This window comes from Bhargavaea massiliensis (assembly GCF_018390575.1).
GTDB lineage: Bacteria > Bacillota > Bacilli > Bacillales_A > Planococcaceae > Bhargavaea > Bhargavaea massiliensis.
This window is the reverse complement of sequence record NZ_JAHBCJ010000006.1, coordinates 236,665-257,845: the sequence shown is the minus strand read 5'-3', so window position 1 is coordinate 257,845 and position 21,181 is coordinate 236,665. Positions and strand designations below refer to the sequence as shown.

Genomic DNA, 21,181 nt, shown 5'->3' with positions numbered 1-21,181 from the left:
AAGACACCGCCCTTTCACGGCGGTAACACGGGTTCGAATCCCGTAGGGGTCATCAACAAAAGAGCAGTCATCCTATACAGGGTGACTGCTCTTTTTTCGTTCGGAGTGTTCTCATTCCCGGTCAAGGCGTTCGCCGGTGTAGCTATCGATTGCTTTGTCAGGAATATCGCCTATAGGGGATTCAAGATCGGCATCATCGAGGCTTTCCTCGTACTCAGTCAAGGTATCAGATCGCATGAAGCCTTTAACTGTACCGGTCTCATCTGTGCTTGCGAACTCTTCATAGGTTTCTGTCGTGCCCTGTTCCATTGGATCGGCATAGAGGTCGTTGTAGTTATCGTGATCACCGCTCATATCGGACGGGGTTTCGGAAGTGCCGTAACGTGCCGCTTCCTGGAAGCTGTCCTGGTAGTCTTCAATATCGCCTTCCTTGCCGACCTCGAATGAGTCCGGCTGGACAGGTTCAGCCACATCTTGCAAAACATCTTCTTCGACGGGGCGGTCGTCCGGTATCTCGGTGTCTGCATGCTCGATACAGCGATTCGTATAAGGGATGGCTTCCAGGCGTTCAAACGGAATTTCTTCCCCGCACACCTCACAGATGCCATAATTGCCTTCACGAAGCGCTGACAGGGCCTGCTCCACCTTGCCGAGCTCATCCTCCGCATGGTTCTCAAGGGCCTGGTCCCGTTCACGGTCGAACAGCTCTGTGCCCATATCCGCGGGATGATTGTCCGCAAATGAAAGTTCCCCGGAATCATCCCGCATGCTGTCGTCGCGGTCTCGCTCTTCACCCATTTTGCGGTACTGCTGCTGCATCTCCATCAGCTCACGCTTGAGGATCGTCTTTTGCTGTTCTGTCAACATGGCTGTCACTTCCTTATTTAAATGATGGATGGTCTGTTTTTCATGAGTTCATGAATCCTGCCATTGTCCCTCATCTTTTCCTTTTTGACTTGAACGATAAACCTTGGACAACAAAAACCGCCTGCATCCGAAACAGGCGGTTTTTGATTCGATTATTCAGTTTGTCCAGTATCCTAGAAGGAGCCCGATACATAGGAGGAAACCAAAAATTGTATTGGTTTGGGCGGTCGCTTTCATGGCGGGCATAACCTTCAGCGGGACGTTTTCTTTCCTGAAGATCCGGATGGCGGCGATCGGCTTTCCTGTGCTGAGGAAAACGAGGAGTGCCCATGGTGTCAGGCTGCCTGTCAGTACCATTGCGAGTATCCACAGGTACGACACCGCAAAGAACAGAAGAAGGATCGTAACGGCATTTTTCCTTCCTGCCAGGATGGCAAGTGTTTTGCGGCCGCCTTTTTTGTCCCCTTCCAAGTCACGGATATTGTTGGACATCATGATTGCGCCGACGAGGATCATACTCGGAACAGAGAGGGCGATTGCCCATCCGCTGACATGGCCGGTCTGTACGAAATAGGAGATGAGGACAATCGCCATCCCCATCGTGACGCCGGAGAACAGTTCTCCGAGCGGCGTGTAGGCAATCGGAAGCGGACCGCCTGTGTAAAAGTAGCCGATGGCCATGGCGACCCCTCCGACCGCAAGAAGCCACCAGGAGGTGTTTGCGGCAATATAAAGGCCCATCAGTGAGGCAGCGCCGTAAAGCGTCAATGCGAGCCCCAGGACTGTCTGAGGGCGTACGCCGTTCCGGACGATGGTCCCCCCGATGCCGACAGATTGTTCATTGTCGAGCCCGCGTTTGAAATCGTAGTATTCATTAAACATGTTGGTTGCCGCCTGAAGAAAGAGGGTGGCAAGCATCATGAGGCTGAAGAGCGTGAAGTTGGGGCGGGTTTCGGTGAGCGAGATGATGGTACCGAGAAGCACCGGCACAAAGGACGCAGTTAGCGTATGGGGACGGGTCAGCTGCCACCAGATGCGCCAGCCTTCGTCCGCTTTGAGTGTTTGCTGCATATGGTTCTCTCCCTAAATTTCTTTCCGTTCATCATTATAACGGAGAATTTGGGGAAAGGACAGGGGAGGCGCATGGAATCGCGCGGATGTTGGCGAATCGTGCATTGTGGTAAAATAAATGGGCAAGGAAAGACTGTAGCGAATAAGTTGGAGGGGTCTTGGATGAAACGGAAAACGACTCCGGATCTAATAGCGGGCACAAGCCGCATGATGGACGGGCTCCGGTTCTATACGGAGACGGTTGAATCGGGCAGGCTGTCACCGCAGGCATTTTTTGAAGCAGGCGAGGCCGGATTTGCCGGCCGTCGCTTTTATTGGGAAAACCGGGAAAAAAACCGAAAAATCGCCGGTATCGGTCATGCAGCCCGACTGACCAGCACAGACGGCGATGCCCGGTTCGAAGATATCCGGGCACAGTGGCAGCGGCTCTGTTCCGTGATTGTGAAAGAGGAAGGGGACCAGTCGCCTGTTCTGTTCGGCGGCTTCTCATTTGATCCGGAAAACCGGCGCAAATCGGAGTGGGAACACTTTCCGGCGGCACTTTTCGTCGTTCCCCAAATCCAGCTGGTCGAAAAAGACGGACGGACCTTTGTGTCGATCAACCTGATATCAGAGGAGGAGGCCGTGGCGGCTGATTTTGACCGGCTGCGGGTCATCCGCGACAGGCTCATTCACGAAGCGCAGGTCAAGGAGCGGGGGCCTGTTGTTAAACCGGATGTGCTTCGCATTCGCGAACATGCGAAAGCGGATTATCTCCGTACTGTGGAAGGGGTGCGGGACGGAATCCGGAGGGGCGGGCCTGAAAAGGTTGTCATTGCACGGTCCGTCGAGCTCGACTTCGAATCTCCTGTCCGTCATTCGGAAGTACTGGAACATCTTGCGTCCGAGCAACAGGAAAGCTATTTGTTCGGACTGGAAAATGGCGAGGACTTCTTTTTCGGGGCGACCCCGGAGCGACTCGTGAAGATGGAGGACGGCAGCAGCCTGACTGCCTGTGTGGCGGGATCCATCCGCCGCGGCAAAACAGCGGAAGAGGACCGGATGCTTGGTGAAGGGCTCCTGAAAGATCCGAAAAACCGTGAGGAACATCAGTTTGTCGTTCAGATGATCGGCGATGTGTTCCGCAGCTTCTGCAGTGAAGTGAGGATTCCGGCCGGTCCGCGTCTGCTGAAAGTGCGCGACATCCAGCATCTGTTCACTCCAGTGGAAGGAAAACCGAATGCCGGGACGGATTTGCTTGACCTTGTGCGTGCACTCCACCCGACACCGGCCCTCGGAGGGACACCCCGTAATGAGGCACTCCGCATGATTCGAGAAAATGAGAAGATGGATAGGGGCTTTTACGGGGCCCCGATCGGCTGGATGGACACAGACGGTGACGGAGAGTTTGCCGTGGCGATCCGTTCCGGTCTTCTGAATGGCGACAGTGCTCATTTGTATGCCGGCGGAGGAATTGTCGCCGGATCGGTGCCTGAAGAGGAATATGAAGAGACATGGGTGAAGTTTCGTCCGATGATGCGGGCACTCGGAGGTGTCCTCCATGGATGAGCGGAAAGTACTGACCTCTTATGTCTTGAGAATCCGGGAATCGCTGATCCGCGCGGGCGTCCGGCATGTGGTTGTGAGTCCCGGCTCCCGCTCAACACCGCTTGCCTACGCATTTGCCCATTCGGAAGGTGTCGGGATTCATCTCCAGACAGACGAGCGCTCCGCTGCTTTTTATGGACTCGGCATGGCCAAGGCGACCGGTGAGCCGGTCGCCGTACTTTGCACGTCAGGCACCGCCGCGTCCAATTATATGCCGGCCATCACCGAAGCGAAGTATGCCAGGGTGCCGCTGATCGTACTGACGGCAGACCGGCCTCATGAACTGCGCGAAGTCGGTGCTCCGCAGGCAATTGACCAGCCTGGGATGTTCGGACGGATGGTCAAGTACAGCACCGATTTTCCTGTTCCAGAGGAGCGGCCGGAGTCGCTGGAGTATATTGGCCGCCATGTGCAGCGCGCCGTATCGATTGCGACTGATGCACCGGCTGGCCCGGTACATCTGAATATCCCTTTCAGAGAACCGCTTCTGATCGATTTCGGGTTGGAAGATCCCGGGCTTTCATTCCGAAGCGTGCGCAGAGGGATGATGATTCCGGAACCCGACATGGTCCGGTGGTTCACAGAAACGGCTGCCGCTGCCAAACGGGGGCTCATCATTGCGGGAGAACTGTCTCCCGCCTTTGATAAAGAAATGTTTTGGAAATTCGCGCAATCCCTTGGCTGGCCGGTGCTGGCCGATCCGCTTTCGGGACTTCGGAGCGGTGTCTCGGAAGAAAATGAAGCACTTTGTATCGATCAGTATGATGCAATCCTGAAAAATGAGAGGTTCAAGCAGGAAATGGCACCGGACACCGTGATCCGTTTTGGGCCGCAGCCTGTATCCAAGCCTCTTGCGCAGTTCTTGAACGGTAACCGGCCACACACCTACATCGTCGTGGATGAGAGCCCTTCGTTCCGGGATCCTTATCACCTGGCGACTGATCACTTCCAGTGCGCGCCGGAGATGCTGATGGGAATCCGGGCAGGGATAGGTCCTTCCGAATATGCCGCACTCTGGTCGGATGCAAGCCGTATTGCGGCCCAGGAAACCAGGCGTGCCGTCAGCTCGGGCACGGACGAAGGGGCGATGGCTGGTGTACTATTTGCCGGCATGGCTGACGGCAGTGACCTTTTTGCAAGCTCCAGTATGCCAATCCGGGACGTTGATACCTTCTTTATGAATACGGGCCGCGATATCGGTATTTTCGCCAATCGAGGCGCGAACGGCATTGATGGCGTCGTATCCACGGCCTTTGGCGTCCAGGCGGCACGAAAACGCCCGGCTTACCTGCTGATTGGGGATCTGGCGATGCTTCATGATATGAACGGTCTGATCTCCAGCAGATTTAATGAAACGGATCTGACCATCCTCATCATGAACAATGACGGCGGCGGTATTTTCTCCTATCTGCCGCAGGCAGGTGAGGGACGCTATTTCGAGGAGCTGTTCGGAACGCCGACCGGGCTTAAATTCAAAAACCTGGCCGAGATGTACGGTTGCCAGTACGATGCGGTGGAATCAGCCGACGGTCTCAGGGAGGCGCTTCGTAAGCCGAAACAGACCCATGTCAGGATAATCGAAGCGTTCAGCGACCGCCAGGTGAATCTAGGCGAGCACCGCAAGCTGTGGCAGGCTGTCGGGGATAGGCTGGATGCCGAATGGAACCGGTGACGGCCATGATCCGTGGAATCCGGGTCGGCTTCCGGGAAGCAGGCAATCCGGACGGGGAGCCGCTTGTCCTTTTGCACGGCTTCACGGGAAGTTCTGCGTCCTGGACCGTATTTGCCGATGAGCTCGGAGCATTCCGGCTGATCATGCCAGATCTGACCGGCCATGGGGAAACGGAAGCTCCCGAGGCTCCTGGGCGCTATGCGATGGCGGAACAGGTGGCGGATCTGGATGCACTCTTTACCCGGCTGGGGCTGGCCCGATTTAGCCTTCTCGGCTACTCGATGGGCGGGCGGATTGCAATCGGTTATGCGGCAGCCCATCCGGAAAAGGTCAGCCGGCTGATCCTGGAAAGCACATCACCCGGACTGCGGACGGAAGAGGAGCGGCTTGAACGGAGAGAATCCGACGGGAAACTTGCAGCTTTTATTGAAAGGGAAGGCATCCGTGCTTTTACTGACCGCTGGGAGAATGTCCCGCTTTTCGCTTCGCAAAAACAGCTGCCGGCACATGTCAAGCAACGTGTCCGTAATGGTCGCCTGGGCAACGACCCTGCCGGCCTTGCGGGAAGTCTAAGGGGCATCGGCACGGGAAGCCAGCCCTCTTATTGGGAGAGCCTGGAGCGATACGGCATGCCGGTGACGCTGATCACCGGAGCGCTGGACAACAAGTACGTGAACATTGCCAAAGATATGTCACGGCGCCTGCCTGATGTTCATCATGTCAACGTTCCGGATGCCGGCCATACGGTCCACGTGGAAAATCCGGCACGCTTTGCTACAATAGTAAGGAAAGCTTTAAAGCCATAGACAGGGGAGGAACCACATGACACGCCAATGGGAAACGATCCGTACATACGACGAGATCAAATACGAGAAATACAATGGCATTGCAAAAGTGACGATCAACCGTCCGCATGTCCGCAACGCCTTCACACCGAAAACCGTAGAGGAAATGATCGATGCATTCTCACGCGCACGCGATGATGACAGCATCGGAGTCATCGTCCTGACAGGCGAAGGTGACATGGCCTTCTGCTCCGGCGGGGACCAGAAAGTCCGCGGTCACGGCGGCTACGTCGGCGAGGACCAGATTCCGCGCCTGAACGTGCTGGATCTTCAGCGCCTGATCCGCGTCATCCCGAAACCGGTCGTCGCCATGGTGGCGGGTTACGCCATCGGCGGCGGACACGTTCTGCACGTGGTCTGCGACCTGACCATTGCCGCAGACAATGCCATCTTCGGCCAGACTGGCCCGAAAGTCGGCTCGTTTGATGCGGGATATGGCTCCGGCTACCTGGCCCGCATCGTCGGACACAAAAAAGCCCGCGAGATTTGGTACCTGTGCCGCCAGTACAATGCTAAGGAAGCACTGGACATGGGCCTGGTCAACACAGTCGTTCCGCTTGACCGGCTTGAAGACGAAACGGTTCAATGGTGTGAGGAAATGCTCGAGAAGAGCCCGACCGCACTCCGTTTCCTGAAGGCTGCGATGAACGCCGACACAGACGGTCTGGCAGGCCTTCAGCAGATGGCGGGAGACGCGACACTCCTTTACTACACAACTGAGGAAGCGAAGGAAGGCCGCGATGCGTTCAAGGAAAAGCGTAAGCCGGACTTTGGCCAGTTCCCTCGTTTCCCTTGATCGCTAAATTTAAGAGAGCCGCCTTTTTGGGCGGCTTTTTCTGATGGGAAGGTGATAGTATGATGACGCCGAACTGGATATTGCAACGGGCCCGGCTGACCCCGGACCGGATCGCCATCAGCTGGGGCGATCAACGATGGACATTCCGGGAAATGGCGGATCAGGCGATGGAAATCGCGAGGAGAATGAGGGGGACAGGCCTGAAGGAAGGAGACCGTGTTGCCCTTCTTGCGGCAGGAGGTCCCGACACCGTTTTTCTCATTCACGGCGGGCTGCTTGCGGGCTTTGAATTGGTGCTGCTGAACAGCCGCCTGACCAAGGGCGAGCTGGCCTACCAGATCCAGGACTCGGAAGCTAAAGCTGTATTCACGGATGATGACCTGTTGGATCTCGCACCGGACAGCACGGCCGTTAGCCTGCTTCTCTCAGGGAAGGAAGAGGGTTTTCAGCCGGCCGACCTCTGGGAGGAAGATCGTACATTGACCATCATGTATACCTCGGGAACGACGGGTTTCCCTAAGGGGGTCAGGCAGACTGCGGGCAACCATTTGTCTAGCGCTGTAGCTTCTGCCCTCAACATGGGGCTGCAGGACGGCGATGTCTGGCTTTGTGCCATGCCGCTGTTTCATATCAGCGGATTCTCGATTTTAAGCCGGTCACTGATCTACGGCATGACGGTCCGCCTGCAGACGAAATTTGATGCGGAAGCGTCGGCCAAAGAGATAGCGGAAGGCGGTGTCACGAGGATGTCCGCTGTCGCTGCCCAGCTTGTGCGGGTGCTGGATACTCTGGAGTCACGGAACCAGCGGGCTTCAGATAGCTTTAAGCAGATCCTGGCCGGTGGCGGGCCCGTACCTTCTCCATATATCCGCAGGGCGGAAGCGCTAGGCATCCAGATCCTCCAGACGTACGGTATGACCGAGACGTCCTCACAGACGGCCACTCTTGCAGCCGAAGACGCCCTCAGGAAAACAGGATCATCCGGCAAGCCGCTTTTCTTTAACCGAATCAGAATTGACGGAGCGGAAAAGCCGGGGGACGAGGGGGAAATCCTGATCAGCGGCCCCCACGTGACGCCCGGCTACATCGGCCGATTTAGCGACAGGCCTGCGCAAGTGGACGGCTGGCTCCATACGGGTGACATCGGCAGGCTTGATGATGAAGGTTTCCTTTATGTGCTTGATCGACGTTCTGACCTCATCATCTCCGGGGGAGAAAACATCTACCCCGCGGAGATTGAGCAAGTGCTGGCGGGCCATCCCTCTGTTGCGGAAGTGGGTGTGGCAGGAGTGGAGGATAAGCGATGGGGAGAAGTTCCTGCTGCCTTTGTCGTTGCGCGGGATGACGTTCTTGCAGAAGACCTGGAAGCATTCTGCAGGGAGCGGCTGGCCCCGTACAAAGTTCCAAAGCACTATCAGTTCGTCAGCCAACTTCCAAGGAACGCGTCGAACAAGCTGCTCCGCCGCAAATTGGGGAATATGCTTGAACAAGAATAAAAAGCCATCCGGGGTTTCCGGATGGCTTTTGTGCATGATCAAGGATTCAATGCGTTGGACAGCCGCTCAATGTTCCGTTCCATCAGAGAGAAATAATCCTCCCCTTTTTCAATATCTTCTTGAGACAGGACGCTCAGGTTGTGGAGGACATCAGATTTTGCGCCGAGTTCATTCACAATCACTTGTGTAAGCTTTGATGTGATGTTTTGCTCAAAGAAGATAGTGGTGACTTGCTTTTCACGGGCGTGATCCACAATCCGGGCCAATTCTTTCTGTGAAGGCTCGCTCTGCGGATTCAGGCCGGCGATTGATACCTGCTCCAAGCCGTATTCCTCGGCAATGTATCCGAATGCAGCATGGGAGACAAAGAATGTCTTGAACTCTGCGCTTTCCGCCATGTCGCGAAATTCCGCGTCCAAATCTTTGAGTTCGGCCGAGAGCTCTTTATAACGCTGTTCAAATTCTTCTTTTTTCCCGGGTAGCTCTTCCGAAAGAGCTTCTTTTACGGATAGCGCCATCCGATCGGCCAGGACGGGAGAGAGCCAGACGTGTGGATCCACGCCGGTATGGTCGTGTCCTTCGTGGCCTGCGCCTTCTTCTTCGTGCCCATGGCCCTCTTCATGGCCGTGGCCATGAAGCAGCTGATCATCAGAGATGTGCTCAGCTGCGGCGACAAGCCGGACATCTTCGCCAGAAAGGGTCTTTTCAGCTTTATTTACAAAGCCCTCCAGTCCGAGCCCGGTGTATATAAACAAATTACTTTCGGCCAGGCTGATCATGTCTTTCTGTGTCGGATCGAAGGTATGGCTGTCTGCTCCGGGAGGATAAATGGAAGAGACACTCACAGAATCTCCGCCGATTCGCTCCGTAAAGTAGGCAAGCGGATACACGGTCGTCTTGACCGTGAGCGTCTTCTCCGCCGCACTCTCGCTTTCATGGCCTTTGCCGGGACTGCTATCGCTGCCGCATCCGGCAAGAACAAGCAAGGATGCGGCCAGGGTGAGAATCAATCGTTTCATGGTCCACCTCTAAATCGTAATGAGTACGATTTGTATCATACCTCAACCAAGACTGGGTTGGCAACCGGGAATTTAATCTTCAGCGTTTTTTTTGCCGGGCCACTTGTCCGGAACAGGATCAAACCCGCCTTCGTGAAACGGGTGGCATTTGGAAATCCGGATGATGGTCATCAGGAACCCTTTGAAGGCTCCATGCTTTTCAAACGCTTCAAGCCCATACGCGGAACAGGTCGGATGAAAGCGGCAGCTTGGCGGAGTAAGTGGTGAAATGGCCTTCCGGTAAAATCTGATGATCCATATAAATAAGTGTTTCATTGTCAGTCAGCACTCCAATCGTAAGCATGTTTATTGTAGCGCGGGGTGGGGAACATGAACAGAAGAATGACTGCTGAAGAAATGGAGTGTTGATGTATGTCTAAAGAACTGCTTGATGAATTGAATGTCCAAGTGTCGACCTGGTCGGTGTTTTACACGAAACTGCACAACTATCACTGGTATGTAAAGGGCCCACAGTTCTTCACTCTCCACGCAAAGTTCGAGGAGCTTTATAACGAGGCTACCTTACATATGGATGAGATTGCGGAACGGATGCTGACGCTCGGCGGCCAGCCGCTCGCGACTCTGAAGGAACACCTGGAAAGCTCCGTCGTGGAAGAAGCCAGCGGAAACGAATCCGCCAATGCAATGGTCAAGCAAGTCACAGAGGATTTCGACAAGATCATGGATTCCCTGAAAAAAGGCATGGACCTTGCCGCAAAAGAAGAGGATGACATGACGGAAGACCTTCTGAACTCGATTTACCAGAGCATCGAAAAGCATCAGTGGATGCTCAACGCCTTCCTTGGCGAAGAAAACTAATTACAAGCCAATAAAGCCGATCAATCAGTTCCGAATTTTTTCGGAACTGATTGATGGTTTAATGAGACAAATGGAGATTACATAGTCATCGAACTTGCTGATTACTGTCAGGGATGGATGCACTCTATAAAAGGCTACCTGGGAATTTGTCCATTGCAACGGGAAGTTGCAGTTGCGATACTCCAATCTCTGCATCCGCCACTTTGGTTTCGTCATTCCGGGTCTTGATTTCATCATTCGTCCTCTGCATCGGGATGAATGACGAGATGACTTGGCTCAATGGTGAAATCGTCTGTGTGAATGACGAAATAAACTTATCACCGGATTGATACCAGAACGATCCCGGCGCCCGCTATGCATGAATTAATCATCTAAGACCATCCTAATGGGAAATGCTTAACCTGGAGGATGGCCATGAAGAAAAATAAATTGTATGTGTCGATTCTGCACAGACAAGTGTACCCGGCTCCGAATTTGGCGCCTTGGGAATTTGCCATCGAGGCGGACAGCCGGGTCGAGGAAACTTTCAGCAAGCTGTTCAGCCAGATCAGCGACGTGGAACTGACAAATTTCATCCGGGCTCATCTCCCCGCGATCCCTTATCATCTTGATAAGGAAAATCACCAGATCGATTTGCGAACGATGAAGCTTTACGCACTGGTCCACGAATTCGGTGACGAAGAGTCCAAGAAATTCGTTGAAAGTCTCCCTTATTTCCGTTGAAGGGCCGGTACCCCGTCCGCTACACTTAAAATAGAGGAGGGGTGCCGGTGTTTACATACAAAGACCGCGCGGGGCAGCGCATCGACCTGTTCTGGGAAAAGGACCAGGCAAGGATCGCGCCGACCCATGTCATTGTTGCCGCGTTCGATGGCAGCCGGTGGCTGATGACCGTCCATCCGGAACGGGGTCTTGAGTGGCCGGGCGGAAAGGCAGAGCCGGGCGAGACGATTGAGCAGGCGGCTGTCAGGGAAGTTTACGAAGAGACCGGTATCACCGCCGGCAATCTTGTTTTTGTTGCAGATTATGTAGTCCATGCCGATCCACCTTTCTGTAAAAGGGTGTTTGCCGCAAATATCCTGGCCGCCAATGAGAATTTCATACGCCGTGAAACAGAAGGGGCGGCTTTCCTTGCAGAATCCGATTGGGAAAAGTCCGTTGCCAAACTGAGCCGCCATATGTCGGACGAAGGAATGGACAGGATCCGAAAGAAGGTGCTGGCTGATGAAAGAAAACGGAACAATTGAATATACAAGGCCTTACCCGTCTCCCAACCCGAATGTGCGGCTGACGGAAATCACTTACTGGTCGACAGGCTACCGGGTAAAGGGATTGCTCGCCGAACCGAAAGCAGAAGGCCTCTACGATGGCATCGTTTACTTGCGGGGCGGCATCCAGCATGTCGGGATGGTCCGGCCCTCGAGGATTGCGCAGTTTGCCCAGCAGGGATTTATCGTCTTCGCCCCTTATTATCGCGGAAACCGTGGTGGTGAAGGGTTTGACGAGTTCGGGGGCGGAGACCGGTATGATGCGGTCAATGCGGTCGATGTGCTGAAACAGCATCCGAAGACGGATACGGCGAGAATCCATCTGTTTGCCTTTTCCAGAGGCGGCATCATGGCCCTTTGGACGGCAATCATGCGGGAGGACATCACATCCGTCGTGGACTGGGCGGGCGTCTCGGACGTGGTCTTTACCTACAAGGAGCGGAAGGAACTCCGCAGGATGATGAAACGCGTCATTGGGGGATCGCCGAACAACGCGCCCGAAGAATACCGGGACCGGACGGCGCTTTTCCATGTGAATGAAATTGGTGCCCCGTTTTTGCTGATTCACGGACGGCAGGATGAAAATGTATCGATCGAGCAGTCCATCATGCTTGAAGAGGCGCTGAAGGAGGCGGGCAAGCCGGTGGAAACCTGGTATTTTGCAGAGTACAACCATTACTTCCCGCCTGCGGAATCCGCACGGGTCACACGGGATTTGTGCAATTGGATGAGAGGGAAAGGGAACTGATCCCCAATTCAGTACAGGAAAAAGCACCTGCGCGCATGCGCAGGTGCTTTTTTAATGGACGATCAGAGGATCGGGCCGCCTTTTTCTTCAATTTCTTTTGAGACCGTGCCGAATTTCTTGAAGTTCTCACGGAATGCGGCAGTGAGTTCCTTCGCCTTTGCATCGTATGCTTCCTTGTCCGCCCATGCGTTGCGCGGGTTGAGCACTTCGGAAGGAACGCCTTCAATTTCAATCGGCATATTCAGGCCGAATACCGAGCCCTTTTCCATTTCCACGTTATCGAGCTTGCCCTCGATCGCAGCACTGACCATGGCACGCGTGTAGCTGAGTTTCATCCGCTGGCCGACACCGTACTCGCCGCCGGTCCAGCCGGTGTTCACGAGGAAGACGTTAACTTCGTGCTCATCGATCTTCTTGCCTAGCATTTCCGCGTACACTGTCGCATGCAGCGGCAGGAATGGGGATCCAAAGCAAGTCGAGAACGTCATCTGAGGAGAAGTAATGCCGCGCTCCGTACCTGCGAGCTTGGATGTGAAACCGCTCAGGAAGTGGTACATAGCCTGCTCCTTCGTCAGTTTTGAAATCGGAGGCAGCACGCCGAATGCATCCGCCGTCAGGAAGAGGATCGTCTTCGGATGGCCTGCAACCGAAGGAATCACACTGCCGTCGATATATTCAAGCGGGTAAGCGGCACGAGTATTCTCGGTGAGGGAGCCGTTATCGTAGTCCGGCTTGCCCTCTTCGTCGAGCACAACGTTCTCGAGAACCGAACCTTCACGGATGGCACCGTAAATCTGGGGTTCCTTTTCCTCTGAAAGGTTGATCGTTTTCGCGTAGCAGCCGCCTTCGATGTTGAAGACGCCTTCTTCCGACCAGCCATGCTCATCGTCACCGATCAGGCTGCGGTGCGGGTCTGCAGAAAGAGTCGTCTTGCCTGTTCCGGAAAGTCCGAAGAAGAGGGCGACATCGCCTTCCTCACCTACGTTGGCCGAGCAGTGCATCGACAGGATATCCTGTTTTGGTAGCAGGTAGTTCATGATCGAGAAGATCGACTTCTTCATCTCACCCGCATACTCAGTGCCGCCGATGAGGATGATGCCGCGCTCGATTGAGATCATGACGAACGCTTCGGAGTTCGTGCCGTCGATTTCAGGGTCTGCCTTGAAAGTAGGAGCTGAAACGATTGTAAATTGCGGCTCATGTTTTTTAAGCTCTTCGTCCGTGGGACGGATGAACAGCTGGTGGCAGAAAAGGTTGTGCCATGCAAATTCGTTCACCGCACGGATATGCAGGCGGGAAGCAGGGTCAGCACCCGCGAAGCCGTTAAACACATAAAGTTCGTTTTTGGTGCCAAGGTGATCCAGCACTTTGGCGTAGAGCTTTTCGAATACTTCAGGCTGAACCGGCTTATTCACGCTGCCCCAATCGATGTCTTCTTTGGAAGGGGACTCTTCCACGATGAAGCGGTCTTTGGGAGAGCGGCCCGTGTATTTTCCGGTTGTGGCGCGGACGGCACCTTTATCCGTCAGAACCGCTTCGCCGCGTTCAACAGCAATCTGTGTCAGTTCCCCGACGGAAAGCTGTGTGCGGATCGAACCTCCTGCCAGAAGATCATTCAGTTTATCGCTCAGTTTAGAAGACATCATCATCTGTACCACCCTTGTCTTGTAATCCCGCCCGGAAGCGGTTTGATATGATGTGAATTAGTATAACACATTTTGCTTATTAGTCTATACTAATCACGCGTTTCCGTGAAATTGACCAAAAACCGTCAAGAAGCACCGGTATTCCTCATTTAGTGTTTGACATAAAGTGCACGATTCATTACTATGGAAAATTGTACGGATACTCTTATCCCGAGCTGGTGGAGGGACAGGCCCTATGAAACCCGGCAACCTGCCGTTCTCCATGATGGAGGCCGAAAAGGTGCCAACCTGAAGCAAGGCGTCTGCCTTGGACGATAAGAGTGAAAGGTGTCAGCGATTCCGGGCCTTTCCTCATGAATGTGAGTGGAAGGCCCTTTTTAAATGGATTGACCACGACCTCAGTAAGCCCAAAACGGCTTGGAGTTCAACCCCGCGGGGACGGACTTGACAGGGGAACGAGTACCGTAACACTTTCCGGCGAATCGCCGGAGCGGAGGAGGAAAACCAATGACCAACCGTCGCCTGTTCACATCCGAGTCGGTCACCGAAGGCCACCCGGATAAAATCTGCGACCAGATATCAGATGCCATCCTGGATGCGATCATCAAAGACGACCCGAATGCCCGGGTCGCATGCGAAACGACCGTGACGACCGGCCTTGTGCTCGTTGCCGGAGAAATCACAACCACTACTTATGTGGATATTCCGAAAGTTGTCCGCGAAACAATCAAGGAAGTCGGCTATACCCGCGCGAAGTATGGCTTCGACAGCGAGACCACTGCTGTCCTGACTGCGATTGATGAACAGTCACCTGACATCGCTGCAGGCGTCAATGAAGCGCTCGAATCCCGGGAAGGGACGATGACTGATGACCAGCTGGAAGCGATCGGAGCGGGAGACCAAGGGTTGATGTTCGGCTTTGCATGCGATGAAACACCCGAACTGATGCCTCTCCCGATCAGCCTGGCACACCGGCTGTCCCGCCGGCTTACAGAAGTGCGCAAGGAAGAGGTCCTGCCGTATCTTCGTCCTGACGGCAAGACACAAGTCACTGTTGAATACGATGAAAACAACTTGCCTGTCCGAGTGGATACGATTGTCATCTCCACGCAGCATCACCCGGAAATCAAGCTTGAGCAGATTCAGAAGGACATCCGGGAGCAAGTCATCGATGCTGTCGTGCCTGCTGAACTGATTGATGAAGGAACAAAGTTCTTCATCAACCCGACGGGACGATTTGTGATCGGAGGCCCACAAGGGGATGCCGGTCTTACCGGCCGCAAAATCATCGTCGACACTTACGGCGGTTACGCGCGGCATGGCGGTGGCGCATTCTCGGGCAAAGATCCGACGAAAGTCGACCGTTCTGCAGCGTATGCGGCACGCTATGTGGCGAAAAACATCGTCGCCGCCGGACTTGCTTCCAAGTGCGAAGTTCAGCTTGCTTACGCAATCGGCGTCGCACAACCCGTCTCCATTTCGATTGACACATTCGGCACGGGCCAAGCAGACGAGGCCGATCTCGTCGAATGGGTACGGGAATTGTTCGACCTGCGCCCGGCCGGCATCATTGAAATGCTTGATCTGCGACGCCCGATTTACCAGCAGACCGCAGCATACGGCCACTTTGGGCGCACCGATATCGAACTACCATGGGAGCGTACCGACAAAGCAGGCCAGCTAAAAGATAAAGCTTCCCGATAAAAGGAATTCGCCACAAAATATGGAGGGAATCCGCATCATGCATGCGGATTCCCTTTTTTGTTTTCCATATCGGACATATAGCCTTTGTTTTAAACTTTGCGCAGCTATTTCGTACTTACAGCAAAAAAAGGATTCACTTCTGCAGGCTCTTGTAATACTGGCCCTTCTCGGCGTATTCCGTTACAATGCGTTCCATGTCCCGGATGTCCTCGTCATTCAACTGCCGGACCACTTTTGCGGGAGAGCCGAAAGCCAATGCATTGGGCGGAATCTTTTTGCCCTGAGGAACAAGCGAGCCGGCGCCGACAAAAGCCCCTTCACCGATTTCCGCTCCGTCAAGGATAATCGACCCCATACCGATCAGCGCGTTTTTCCGGATGGTGCAGCTGTGGAGAATCACGTTATGGCCAACCGTCACCCCGTCTTCAATGATGAGCGGATAGGCCGGGCTCTGGTGAAGCATGCATAAGTCCTGGATATTCACTTTACGGCCTATGCGCGTGGCGTTCACGTCACCCCGGATCACAGTATTGAACCAGACGGATGAGTCCTGTCCGATTTCAACATCTCCGGTCACTGTCACGTAATCTGCAAGAAAAACGGACTCGTCGATCTTCGGTTCGATTCCGTTGAACGGGTAAATCATCGGAAAAACCTCTCTTTCATCGCAACATGTAGTATCATAATCGTACTACAAAATCTGTTTCCTATGTACCGGAAGCGGGAAATAGAAATGCAATGCATAATCGGAAAGGGGGAGCCGACATGTGGAAATGGGAAGCGGACGGGCAGGCGACGGCTGTTGTCGTTCTTTTGCACAGCGCATATGAACATCACGGACGGCATGCCTGGTTGATAGAACGGTTCAGGACTGCCGGCATGCATGTCATCGCCGGGGATCTTCCCGGCCACGGAAAACCAGGCTCAGAGGTCCATGATGAGGGATTTTTTGAATATCGCAGGTATGCAAAGGAGCTCATCCGCACAGGCATGGCGGAAGACCTGCCGGTTTTCGTACTGGGCCATGGTCTTGGAGGAGTTCTGGCAGCGGACATGGCGAGAAATGACAGCCTCGCTTGCGCCGGTCTGGTCCTCACGTCGCCGTGGTTCCGCCTGAAGCATCTGCCGCCAAGGATGAAAGGGCCTCTTTCGGGTCTCGGGAAAATCGCCGGCGGCATCAAATTTAACCATCAGATCACTGAGGATATGCTGTCGTCGAATCAAGATCTTGGTATGGCCGATTCTGAAAACCTGTATCACCCGGTCGCGACTGCCGCATGGTTCCGGGAACTGTATACATACATCAAGGAAATCAGCGAATCCGCACCGAAGCCAAGCTCGCCGCCGGTTCTCCTGCATGCTGCAGGACGAGATGAACTGGCGGATCCTGATGCGATGCATGCATGGCTCACAATGAAGGGAAGGGACGAATTCCAGTACAAGTATTGGAAAAATGCCCGTCACGATATTTTCCGCGAGCAAGAGCAGGAAGACGTGTTCTTATATACCGAATCGTTCATCAGGGGCGTGCTCCGCTCACTCGGCTACATCGTCTGACTTCACGAGGGGGAAGGAAATGAAAGAAGCGATGACGCGGATGGCTGTGAAAGGAATCATGGCCATCTTGGTTTTTGCGGTGGGCGATCCTGCGACAGGAACACTGGGGCTGAGGGACGAGACACTCACCAGTCAGGTGTTTTTGATTGAAAATGAAGAAGGTGCGGGTACCGGTTTTCTGATTGAAGAATCCGGACTCGTACTGACAAACCAGCATGTCGTTGGAACGTTAGCCGTGCAGGAGCTGACGACCTTCGGTGGGGAGCTTTTCTCCGGAGAGGTGTTGGAGACAAACCGGTTCCTTGACTTGGCTCTTCTTCGAATCCGTGATTATCCCGGAGGAGAGCCGCTTGTGCTGTCCGTGCGGCGTGCAGAACGGATGGAGCCGGTCATGTCGGTAAGCTGGACGGAAGACCATCCATTTGTCATCAGGGAAGGGGTCATCCAGCAACTTCACGCGACAGCCGGTTTCGACGGGAAGGATGCAGTCTTTAGTGAATTCATGATTGCAAACACAGACTTGGATCCCGGAATGAGCGGCAGCCCCGTCATCCGGCCGGAAACAGGTGAAGTGATCGGAATCAATGTCGGAACCCATCCGTGGAGCACTCTGTCACTGAGCGTTCCGGTACTGGCGGTTGAGCGGGTGATTGATGGATGGGTCGATGAGCATGGAAATGAGGAATAACCATACCCCGGATCCATGATTATTGCAGAGTGGCCGCAGGAAGATGCGCGTTTCTTTTTCATCAGGGGGGCAGAGCGATTGCCCCGGTTGAGAGCGGGGATTGGTGGGTATAGTAAGGGCAGACCCGAACAACCAAAGGAGGGACTCCCTTGACACAGAACAACAGCAGAACGTCCGAGCAGACGGCCAAGTCATCTGCGGAAGCAATGAACAAAAGCCAAGAGCAGCAGGAATTCATCTCCAGAAAGTCCGGCGGCTCGATGACCGGCCAGCCCGGCAGCGCCTATTCTGACAAGGCACGGAAGACGGACCAGGTGGCCGCTACGGAATATACGGACGGGGACGGCGGGTTCGACGCACGGGACAAACTTGAAACAGGTGAATAAAGACAGGGCCGCGGCATTGCGCGGCCCTTCTTTTTTTGATTAGAATGGATGGACGCGAAAGATGGAAGGAATGGATACATACAATGGACTTTTTCGAGCGTAAGCATTCGGATACAGGTGTGATGCTGAATGACGTGCAGAAGCAGGTTGTTCTGAAAACGGACGGTCCTCTGCTCGTGTTGGCGTGCCCGGGCTCGGGAAAGACGACAACGATGATCATGCGGATCGGTTACATGATCGCGGAAAAGGGGATTTCCCCGGCGCGCATCAAGCCGATCACGTTCAGCAAGGCTGCCGCAACCGATATGCGCGACCGATTTACAAAGCTGTTCCCGGGACTGCAGCCGCCGGCATTCTCCACCATCCACAGCCTGGCGCTGGATGTTGTCCGCCGCCACCTCGACCACATGGGCATCGATTGGGCGCTGATAGAGGGCAAGACGGACGAGGTCCCTCCGAAGCCGGTCCTCCTGAAACGGAGTTTCCGTGAAGTTGCCGGGGAAGACCCGACAGAAGATGAACTGAAGTCGGTCGGGACATTCGCCAGTTTTGTGAAGAACCGGCTCATCCCGCAGGAAGAATGGACAGGCCTCAAGGGACCCGTCGAGAGGGCAGGGGAGATCCTGCAGAAATATGAGTCCCACAAGCGAAGCCGCCGGCTGCTGCTGCTGGATTTTGATGATATGCTGACGATTGCGGAGGAGGCGCTGCGCACGGATCCCGACCTGTGCATGAGGATGCAGGACCGTTTCGATTACGTGATCACCGATGAAAGCCAGGATACGTCACTTGCCCAGCACCGGATCGTGGAACATCTGGTCCGCCGGCACGGCAACCTCTGTGCCGTTGCCGATGACGACCAATCCATCTACACTTGGCGCGGAGCGGACCCGCAATACTTGCTGGACTTCCGGAACCACTATCCGCAGGCCGAGGTTCTCATGATGGAGACGAATTATCGGTCATCATCGGAAATCGTCCAGACGGCCGCCGGTTTCATCAAGCGCAACAAAGAGCGCTACGAGAAAGGGATGGTTCCGGTAAACGGCAGTGGCGGGCCCGTGAACCTGAAGAGGTTCCATGACCGCGATGAGCAGGTCCGCTATGTCATCTACGAACTGCTGGCGATGGAAAATCCGGGAGAGGCGGCGGTGCTTTTCCGCAACAATTCCTCATCGACCGCTTTTGTCTCCGAACTGCACCGCCGTGGCATCCCCTTTTATATGAAGGATGCCGACGACCGGTTTTTCGACCACTGGGTCGTGGAAGACCTCCTGAACTTCATGAGGCTCGCTTTTCTGCCGGAGAGGAAAGATCTGTTCGCCAGGGTCGCGCTCAAGATGGATCTGTTCATCAGCCGCTCCGCGGTGGAGACATTCGTCAGGAGCGGTCCGGAAGGGAATGTCTTCGACGCTTTTGCGCGCTCACAAGCCAACCTGAACGATGACCAGCGGCGAAAACTGGCTTCCTACCGGTCGATCTATGATGGGCTCAAGGATAGACGTCCCGCAGATGTCATCCGGACTGTCCGGGACAATCTGGGGTATGAAGCTTCCCTGAAAAGCCGCTCGGAAAAGTTCGGCTACCGCATCGATACGCTGACCGGCATGCTGGATACGCTCACGGTCATCGCGGCGCCACTGCGGACGATGACCGCCTTTGCCGAAAAACTTTCCGAACTGAAAGCGGCCGTTACGGAAGCCAAACGGAAACCTCAGGAAGGTGCGGTCACGCTGTCGACTTTTCACAGTGCCAAAGGGCTCGAATTCAGACACGTTTTCATGGTCGATCTGAATGAAGGTACCATTCCGGCTTCAGAGGACCTGAAGGACCCGGACATGATGGAAGAAGCCAGGAGGCTGTTTTATGTCGGGATGACACGGGCCAAAGAGCGGCTGGAACTGATCAACTATTCCACGGACAACGGGAAAGATCTGACTGAATCCCGTTTCATCAGCGAAGTCAGGGGACTGCAGGCGATCGGCCGCCCGGTGGGAGAAATACCGGAGAATCCCGGAAAATCCGTCCGCAAGCGGACAGCGGTGATCCCTGACCCCGATGCCATTTCCGATAGCGGGGTGCTTTCACCGGGAGTGAAGGTCCGTCATAAAGTGTTCGGCAACGGAGAGGTGGAGGAACTCAGGGGAGACCGGGTCCTCATCAGGTTCGCGAAACAGCAGAAAGAGCTGGACCTTGGCATGTGCATCAGTAAGGGGCTGCTCGAGGAAAGGGGATGAGTCGGATGAAGGAATGGGTGGCAGTCGGACTCGCCGGTATGGCGGGCGCCGTTTCGAGAACAGCCATATCGCAGACGTTCGGACATGACGGCATCTTTCCCTATGCGACACTTGCCGTAAATTTATCGGGCGCATTCGTCCTTTGCGCGCTCATTGCAGCCGCTCCCTTTAAGCAGCCGTGGAAAGCCGCCGTACATACAGGGTTTCTCGGCTCGTTCACGACGTTTTCCGCACTCAGCTCTGAACTGGGCGGCATGATGGCTGACGGTCGGTGGGGTCCTGCTTTCCTTTATGCCGTTCTATCGGTAGGCGGCGGACTGCTTTCCGGTCTCGCAGGACTGTGGGCCGGAGCGGGAAGAGGAAAGTCATGACCATGCTCGGCTGGCTGACCGTTGCGGCCGGCGGGATGATCGGCTCCGTCCTCCGGTATTTCATAAGTGCAAAGCTGAATCGTGAACGGGAATTTCCTGCCGGCACGTTTGCCGTCAATATGGCCGGTGCTTTCCTGGCGGGAATCTTCTCCGGTCTGGCAGCAGGAAGCCCGGCACACGCCTTTGTCGTATACGGTATTCTGGGTGCCCTGACCACCTTTTCCACATGGCATGCAGAAACCCTTGTTATGTGGCAGGAGGGGCGCCGTACCGCTTCAGTCCTGTATGCCCTGTCGACACTGGTCCTCGGAATTATTTTTTATATGATTCCGTTTATATATGTAGCTTCATAAATTGCCAGTACT

The 21,181-nt window shown here is 54.7% G+C and carries 22 protein-coding genes and 1 riboswitch; of the genes, 16 read left to right on the top strand and 6 right to left on the bottom strand.

Annotation, left to right across the window (positions count from 1 at the left end; all coding sequences use genetic code 11):
- Window positions 1-111 precede the first annotated feature (111 nt).
- Together KHA84_RS11210 and KHA84_RS11205 are read right to left on the bottom strand one after the other, a co-directional pair.
- Complete coding sequence (locus KHA84_RS11210; RefSeq protein WP_213423597.1) at window positions 112-867, bottom strand: TraR/DksA C4-type zinc finger protein; 756 nt, start codon at window positions 865-867, stop codon at window positions 112-114.
- 156 nt (window positions 868-1,023) lie between these two features.
- Window positions 1,024-1,938, bottom strand: coding sequence for a 1,4-dihydroxy-2-naphthoate polyprenyltransferase (locus tag KHA84_RS11205; protein ID WP_213423596.1), 915 nt, complete (start codon window positions 1,936-1,938; stop codon window positions 1,024-1,026).
- Between the two features lie 162 nt (window positions 1,939-2,100).
- Here KHA84_RS11205 and KHA84_RS11200 point away from each other — a divergent pair, with 162 nt between their 5' ends.
- From KHA84_RS11200 to KHA84_RS11180, 5 genes are read left to right on the top strand one after another with little or no spacing between them, the layout of a single operon-like run.
- Window positions 2,101-3,486: an isochorismate synthase gene (locus KHA84_RS11200; RefSeq protein WP_213423595.1), complete on the top strand. Its 1,386-nt coding sequence runs from the start codon at window positions 2,101-2,103 to the stop codon at window positions 3,484-3,486.
- Complete coding sequence (gene menD, locus KHA84_RS11195) at window positions 3,479-5,197, top strand: 2-succinyl-5-enolpyruvyl-6-hydroxy-3-cyclohexene-1-carboxylic-acid synthase (RefSeq protein ID WP_213423594.1); 1,719 nt, start codon at window positions 3,479-3,481, stop codon at window positions 5,195-5,197. The genes KHA84_RS11200 and menD overlap by 8 nt, the downstream gene beginning before the upstream one ends.
- The gene (gene menH / locus KHA84_RS11190) at window positions 5,185-6,003 is read left to right on the top strand and encodes a 2-succinyl-6-hydroxy-2,4-cyclohexadiene-1-carboxylate synthase (RefSeq protein WP_213423593.1); all 819 of its coding nucleotides are present in this window, start codon (window positions 5,185-5,187) and stop codon (window positions 6,001-6,003) included. The genes menD and menH overlap by 13 nt, the downstream gene beginning before the upstream one ends.
- Before the next feature lie 16 nt (window positions 6,004-6,019).
- The gene (menB, locus tag KHA84_RS11185) at window positions 6,020-6,838 is read left to right on the top strand and encodes a 1,4-dihydroxy-2-naphthoyl-CoA synthase (RefSeq protein WP_213423592.1); all 819 of its coding nucleotides are present in this window, start codon (window positions 6,020-6,022) and stop codon (window positions 6,836-6,838) included.
- 59 nt (window positions 6,839-6,897) lie between these two features.
- Complete coding sequence (locus KHA84_RS11180; RefSeq protein WP_213423591.1) at window positions 6,898-8,334, top strand: o-succinylbenzoate--CoA ligase; 1,437 nt, start codon at window positions 6,898-6,900, stop codon at window positions 8,332-8,334.
- A 38-nt stretch (window positions 8,335-8,372) separates the two neighbouring features.
- Here the strand turns inward: KHA84_RS11180 and KHA84_RS11175 are convergent, their stop codons facing one another.
- Together KHA84_RS11175 and yidD are read right to left on the bottom strand one after the other, a co-directional pair.
- Entirely contained in the window at window positions 8,373-9,353 is a 981-nt protein-coding gene (locus KHA84_RS11175; RefSeq protein ID WP_213423590.1) for a metal ABC transporter solute-binding protein, Zn/Mn family, read from the bottom strand.
- A 72-nt stretch (window positions 9,354-9,425) separates the two neighbouring features.
- Complete coding sequence (gene yidD / locus KHA84_RS11170) at window positions 9,426-9,668, bottom strand: membrane protein insertion efficiency factor YidD (protein WP_213423589.1); 243 nt, start codon at window positions 9,666-9,668, stop codon at window positions 9,426-9,428.
- Window positions 9,669-9,764: 96 nt separating this feature from the next.
- Here yidD and KHA84_RS11165 point away from each other — a divergent pair, with 96 nt between their 5' ends.
- The 4 genes from KHA84_RS11165 (at window position 9,765) to KHA84_RS11150 (ending at window position 12,227) form a co-directional block, all read left to right on the top strand.
- Entirely contained in the window at window positions 9,765-10,211 is a 447-nt protein-coding gene (locus tag KHA84_RS11165) for a Dps family protein (protein WP_213423588.1), read from the top strand.
- A gap of 414 nt (window positions 10,212-10,625) precedes the next feature.
- Window positions 10,626-10,934 carry a transposase gene (locus KHA84_RS11160; protein WP_213423587.1) on the top strand — a complete coding sequence of 103 codons (309 nt, stop codon included), beginning with the start codon at window positions 10,626-10,628 and terminating at the stop codon, window positions 10,932-10,934.
- A 47-nt stretch (window positions 10,935-10,981) separates the two neighbouring features.
- Window positions 10,982-11,458 (top strand): NUDIX domain-containing protein, encoded by a 477-nt coding sequence (locus KHA84_RS11155; protein ID WP_336511142.1) that lies wholly within the window; start codon window positions 10,982-10,984, stop codon window positions 11,456-11,458.
- Window positions 11,436-12,227: an alpha/beta hydrolase family protein gene (locus tag KHA84_RS11150; protein WP_213423586.1), complete on the top strand. Its 792-nt coding sequence runs from the start codon at window positions 11,436-11,438 to the stop codon at window positions 12,225-12,227. Before KHA84_RS11155 ends, KHA84_RS11150 begins: the two co-directional genes overlap by 23 nt.
- Before the next feature lie 62 nt (window positions 12,228-12,289).
- On the opposite strand, the gene pckA is transcribed toward KHA84_RS11150, so the two are convergent.
- A complete protein-coding gene (gene pckA / locus KHA84_RS11145) occupies window positions 12,290-13,873 on the bottom strand; it encodes a phosphoenolpyruvate carboxykinase (ATP) (protein ID WP_213423585.1) in 1,584 nt (527 codons plus the stop codon).
- 202 nt (window positions 13,874-14,075) lie between these two features.
- Window positions 14,076-14,194, top strand: a riboswitch (SAM riboswitch).
- 186 nt (window positions 14,195-14,380) lie between these two features.
- Here pckA and metK point away from each other — a divergent pair.
- Window positions 14,381-15,577, top strand: a complete 1,197-nt coding sequence (metK, locus tag KHA84_RS11140) for a methionine adenosyltransferase (RefSeq protein ID WP_213423584.1) — start codon at window positions 14,381-14,383, stop codon at window positions 15,575-15,577.
- A 133-nt stretch (window positions 15,578-15,710) separates the two neighbouring features.
- On the opposite strand, the gene KHA84_RS11135 is transcribed toward metK, so the two are convergent.
- Window positions 15,711-16,223 carry a gamma carbonic anhydrase gene (locus tag KHA84_RS11135; RefSeq protein WP_213423583.1) on the bottom strand — a complete coding sequence of 171 codons (513 nt, stop codon included), beginning with the start codon at window positions 16,221-16,223 and terminating at the stop codon, window positions 15,711-15,713.
- Between the two features lie 119 nt (window positions 16,224-16,342).
- Here KHA84_RS11135 and KHA84_RS11130 point away from each other — a divergent pair, with 119 nt between their 5' ends.
- From KHA84_RS11130 to crcB, 6 genes are all read left to right on the top strand, one after another.
- On the top strand, window positions 16,343-17,134 hold the full coding sequence (locus KHA84_RS11130) for an alpha/beta hydrolase (protein WP_213423582.1): 792 nt from the start codon (window positions 16,343-16,345) through the stop codon (window positions 17,132-17,134).
- Window positions 17,135-17,153: 19 nt separating this feature from the next.
- Window positions 17,154-17,822 (top strand): S1 family peptidase, encoded by a 669-nt coding sequence (locus tag KHA84_RS11125; RefSeq protein WP_213423581.1) that lies wholly within the window; start codon window positions 17,154-17,156, stop codon window positions 17,820-17,822.
- Window positions 17,823-17,971: 149 nt separating this feature from the next.
- Entirely contained in the window at window positions 17,972-18,208 is a 237-nt protein-coding gene (locus KHA84_RS11120) for a hypothetical protein (RefSeq protein WP_213423580.1), read from the top strand.
- A gap of 83 nt (window positions 18,209-18,291) precedes the next feature.
- A complete protein-coding gene (locus tag KHA84_RS11115; RefSeq protein WP_213423579.1) occupies window positions 18,292-20,445 on the top strand; it encodes an ATP-dependent helicase in 2,154 nt (717 codons plus the stop codon).
- Between the two features lie 5 nt (window positions 20,446-20,450).
- Window positions 20,451-20,816 carry a fluoride efflux transporter FluC gene (locus tag KHA84_RS11110; RefSeq protein WP_213423578.1) on the top strand — a complete coding sequence of 122 codons (366 nt, stop codon included), beginning with the start codon at window positions 20,451-20,453 and terminating at the stop codon, window positions 20,814-20,816.
- A complete protein-coding gene (gene crcB, locus KHA84_RS11105) occupies window positions 20,813-21,169 on the top strand; it encodes a fluoride efflux transporter CrcB (protein ID WP_213423577.1) in 357 nt (118 codons plus the stop codon). The genes KHA84_RS11110 and crcB overlap by 4 nt, the downstream gene beginning before the upstream one ends.
- The last annotated feature ends 12 nt before the right edge of the window (window positions 21,170-21,181 follow it).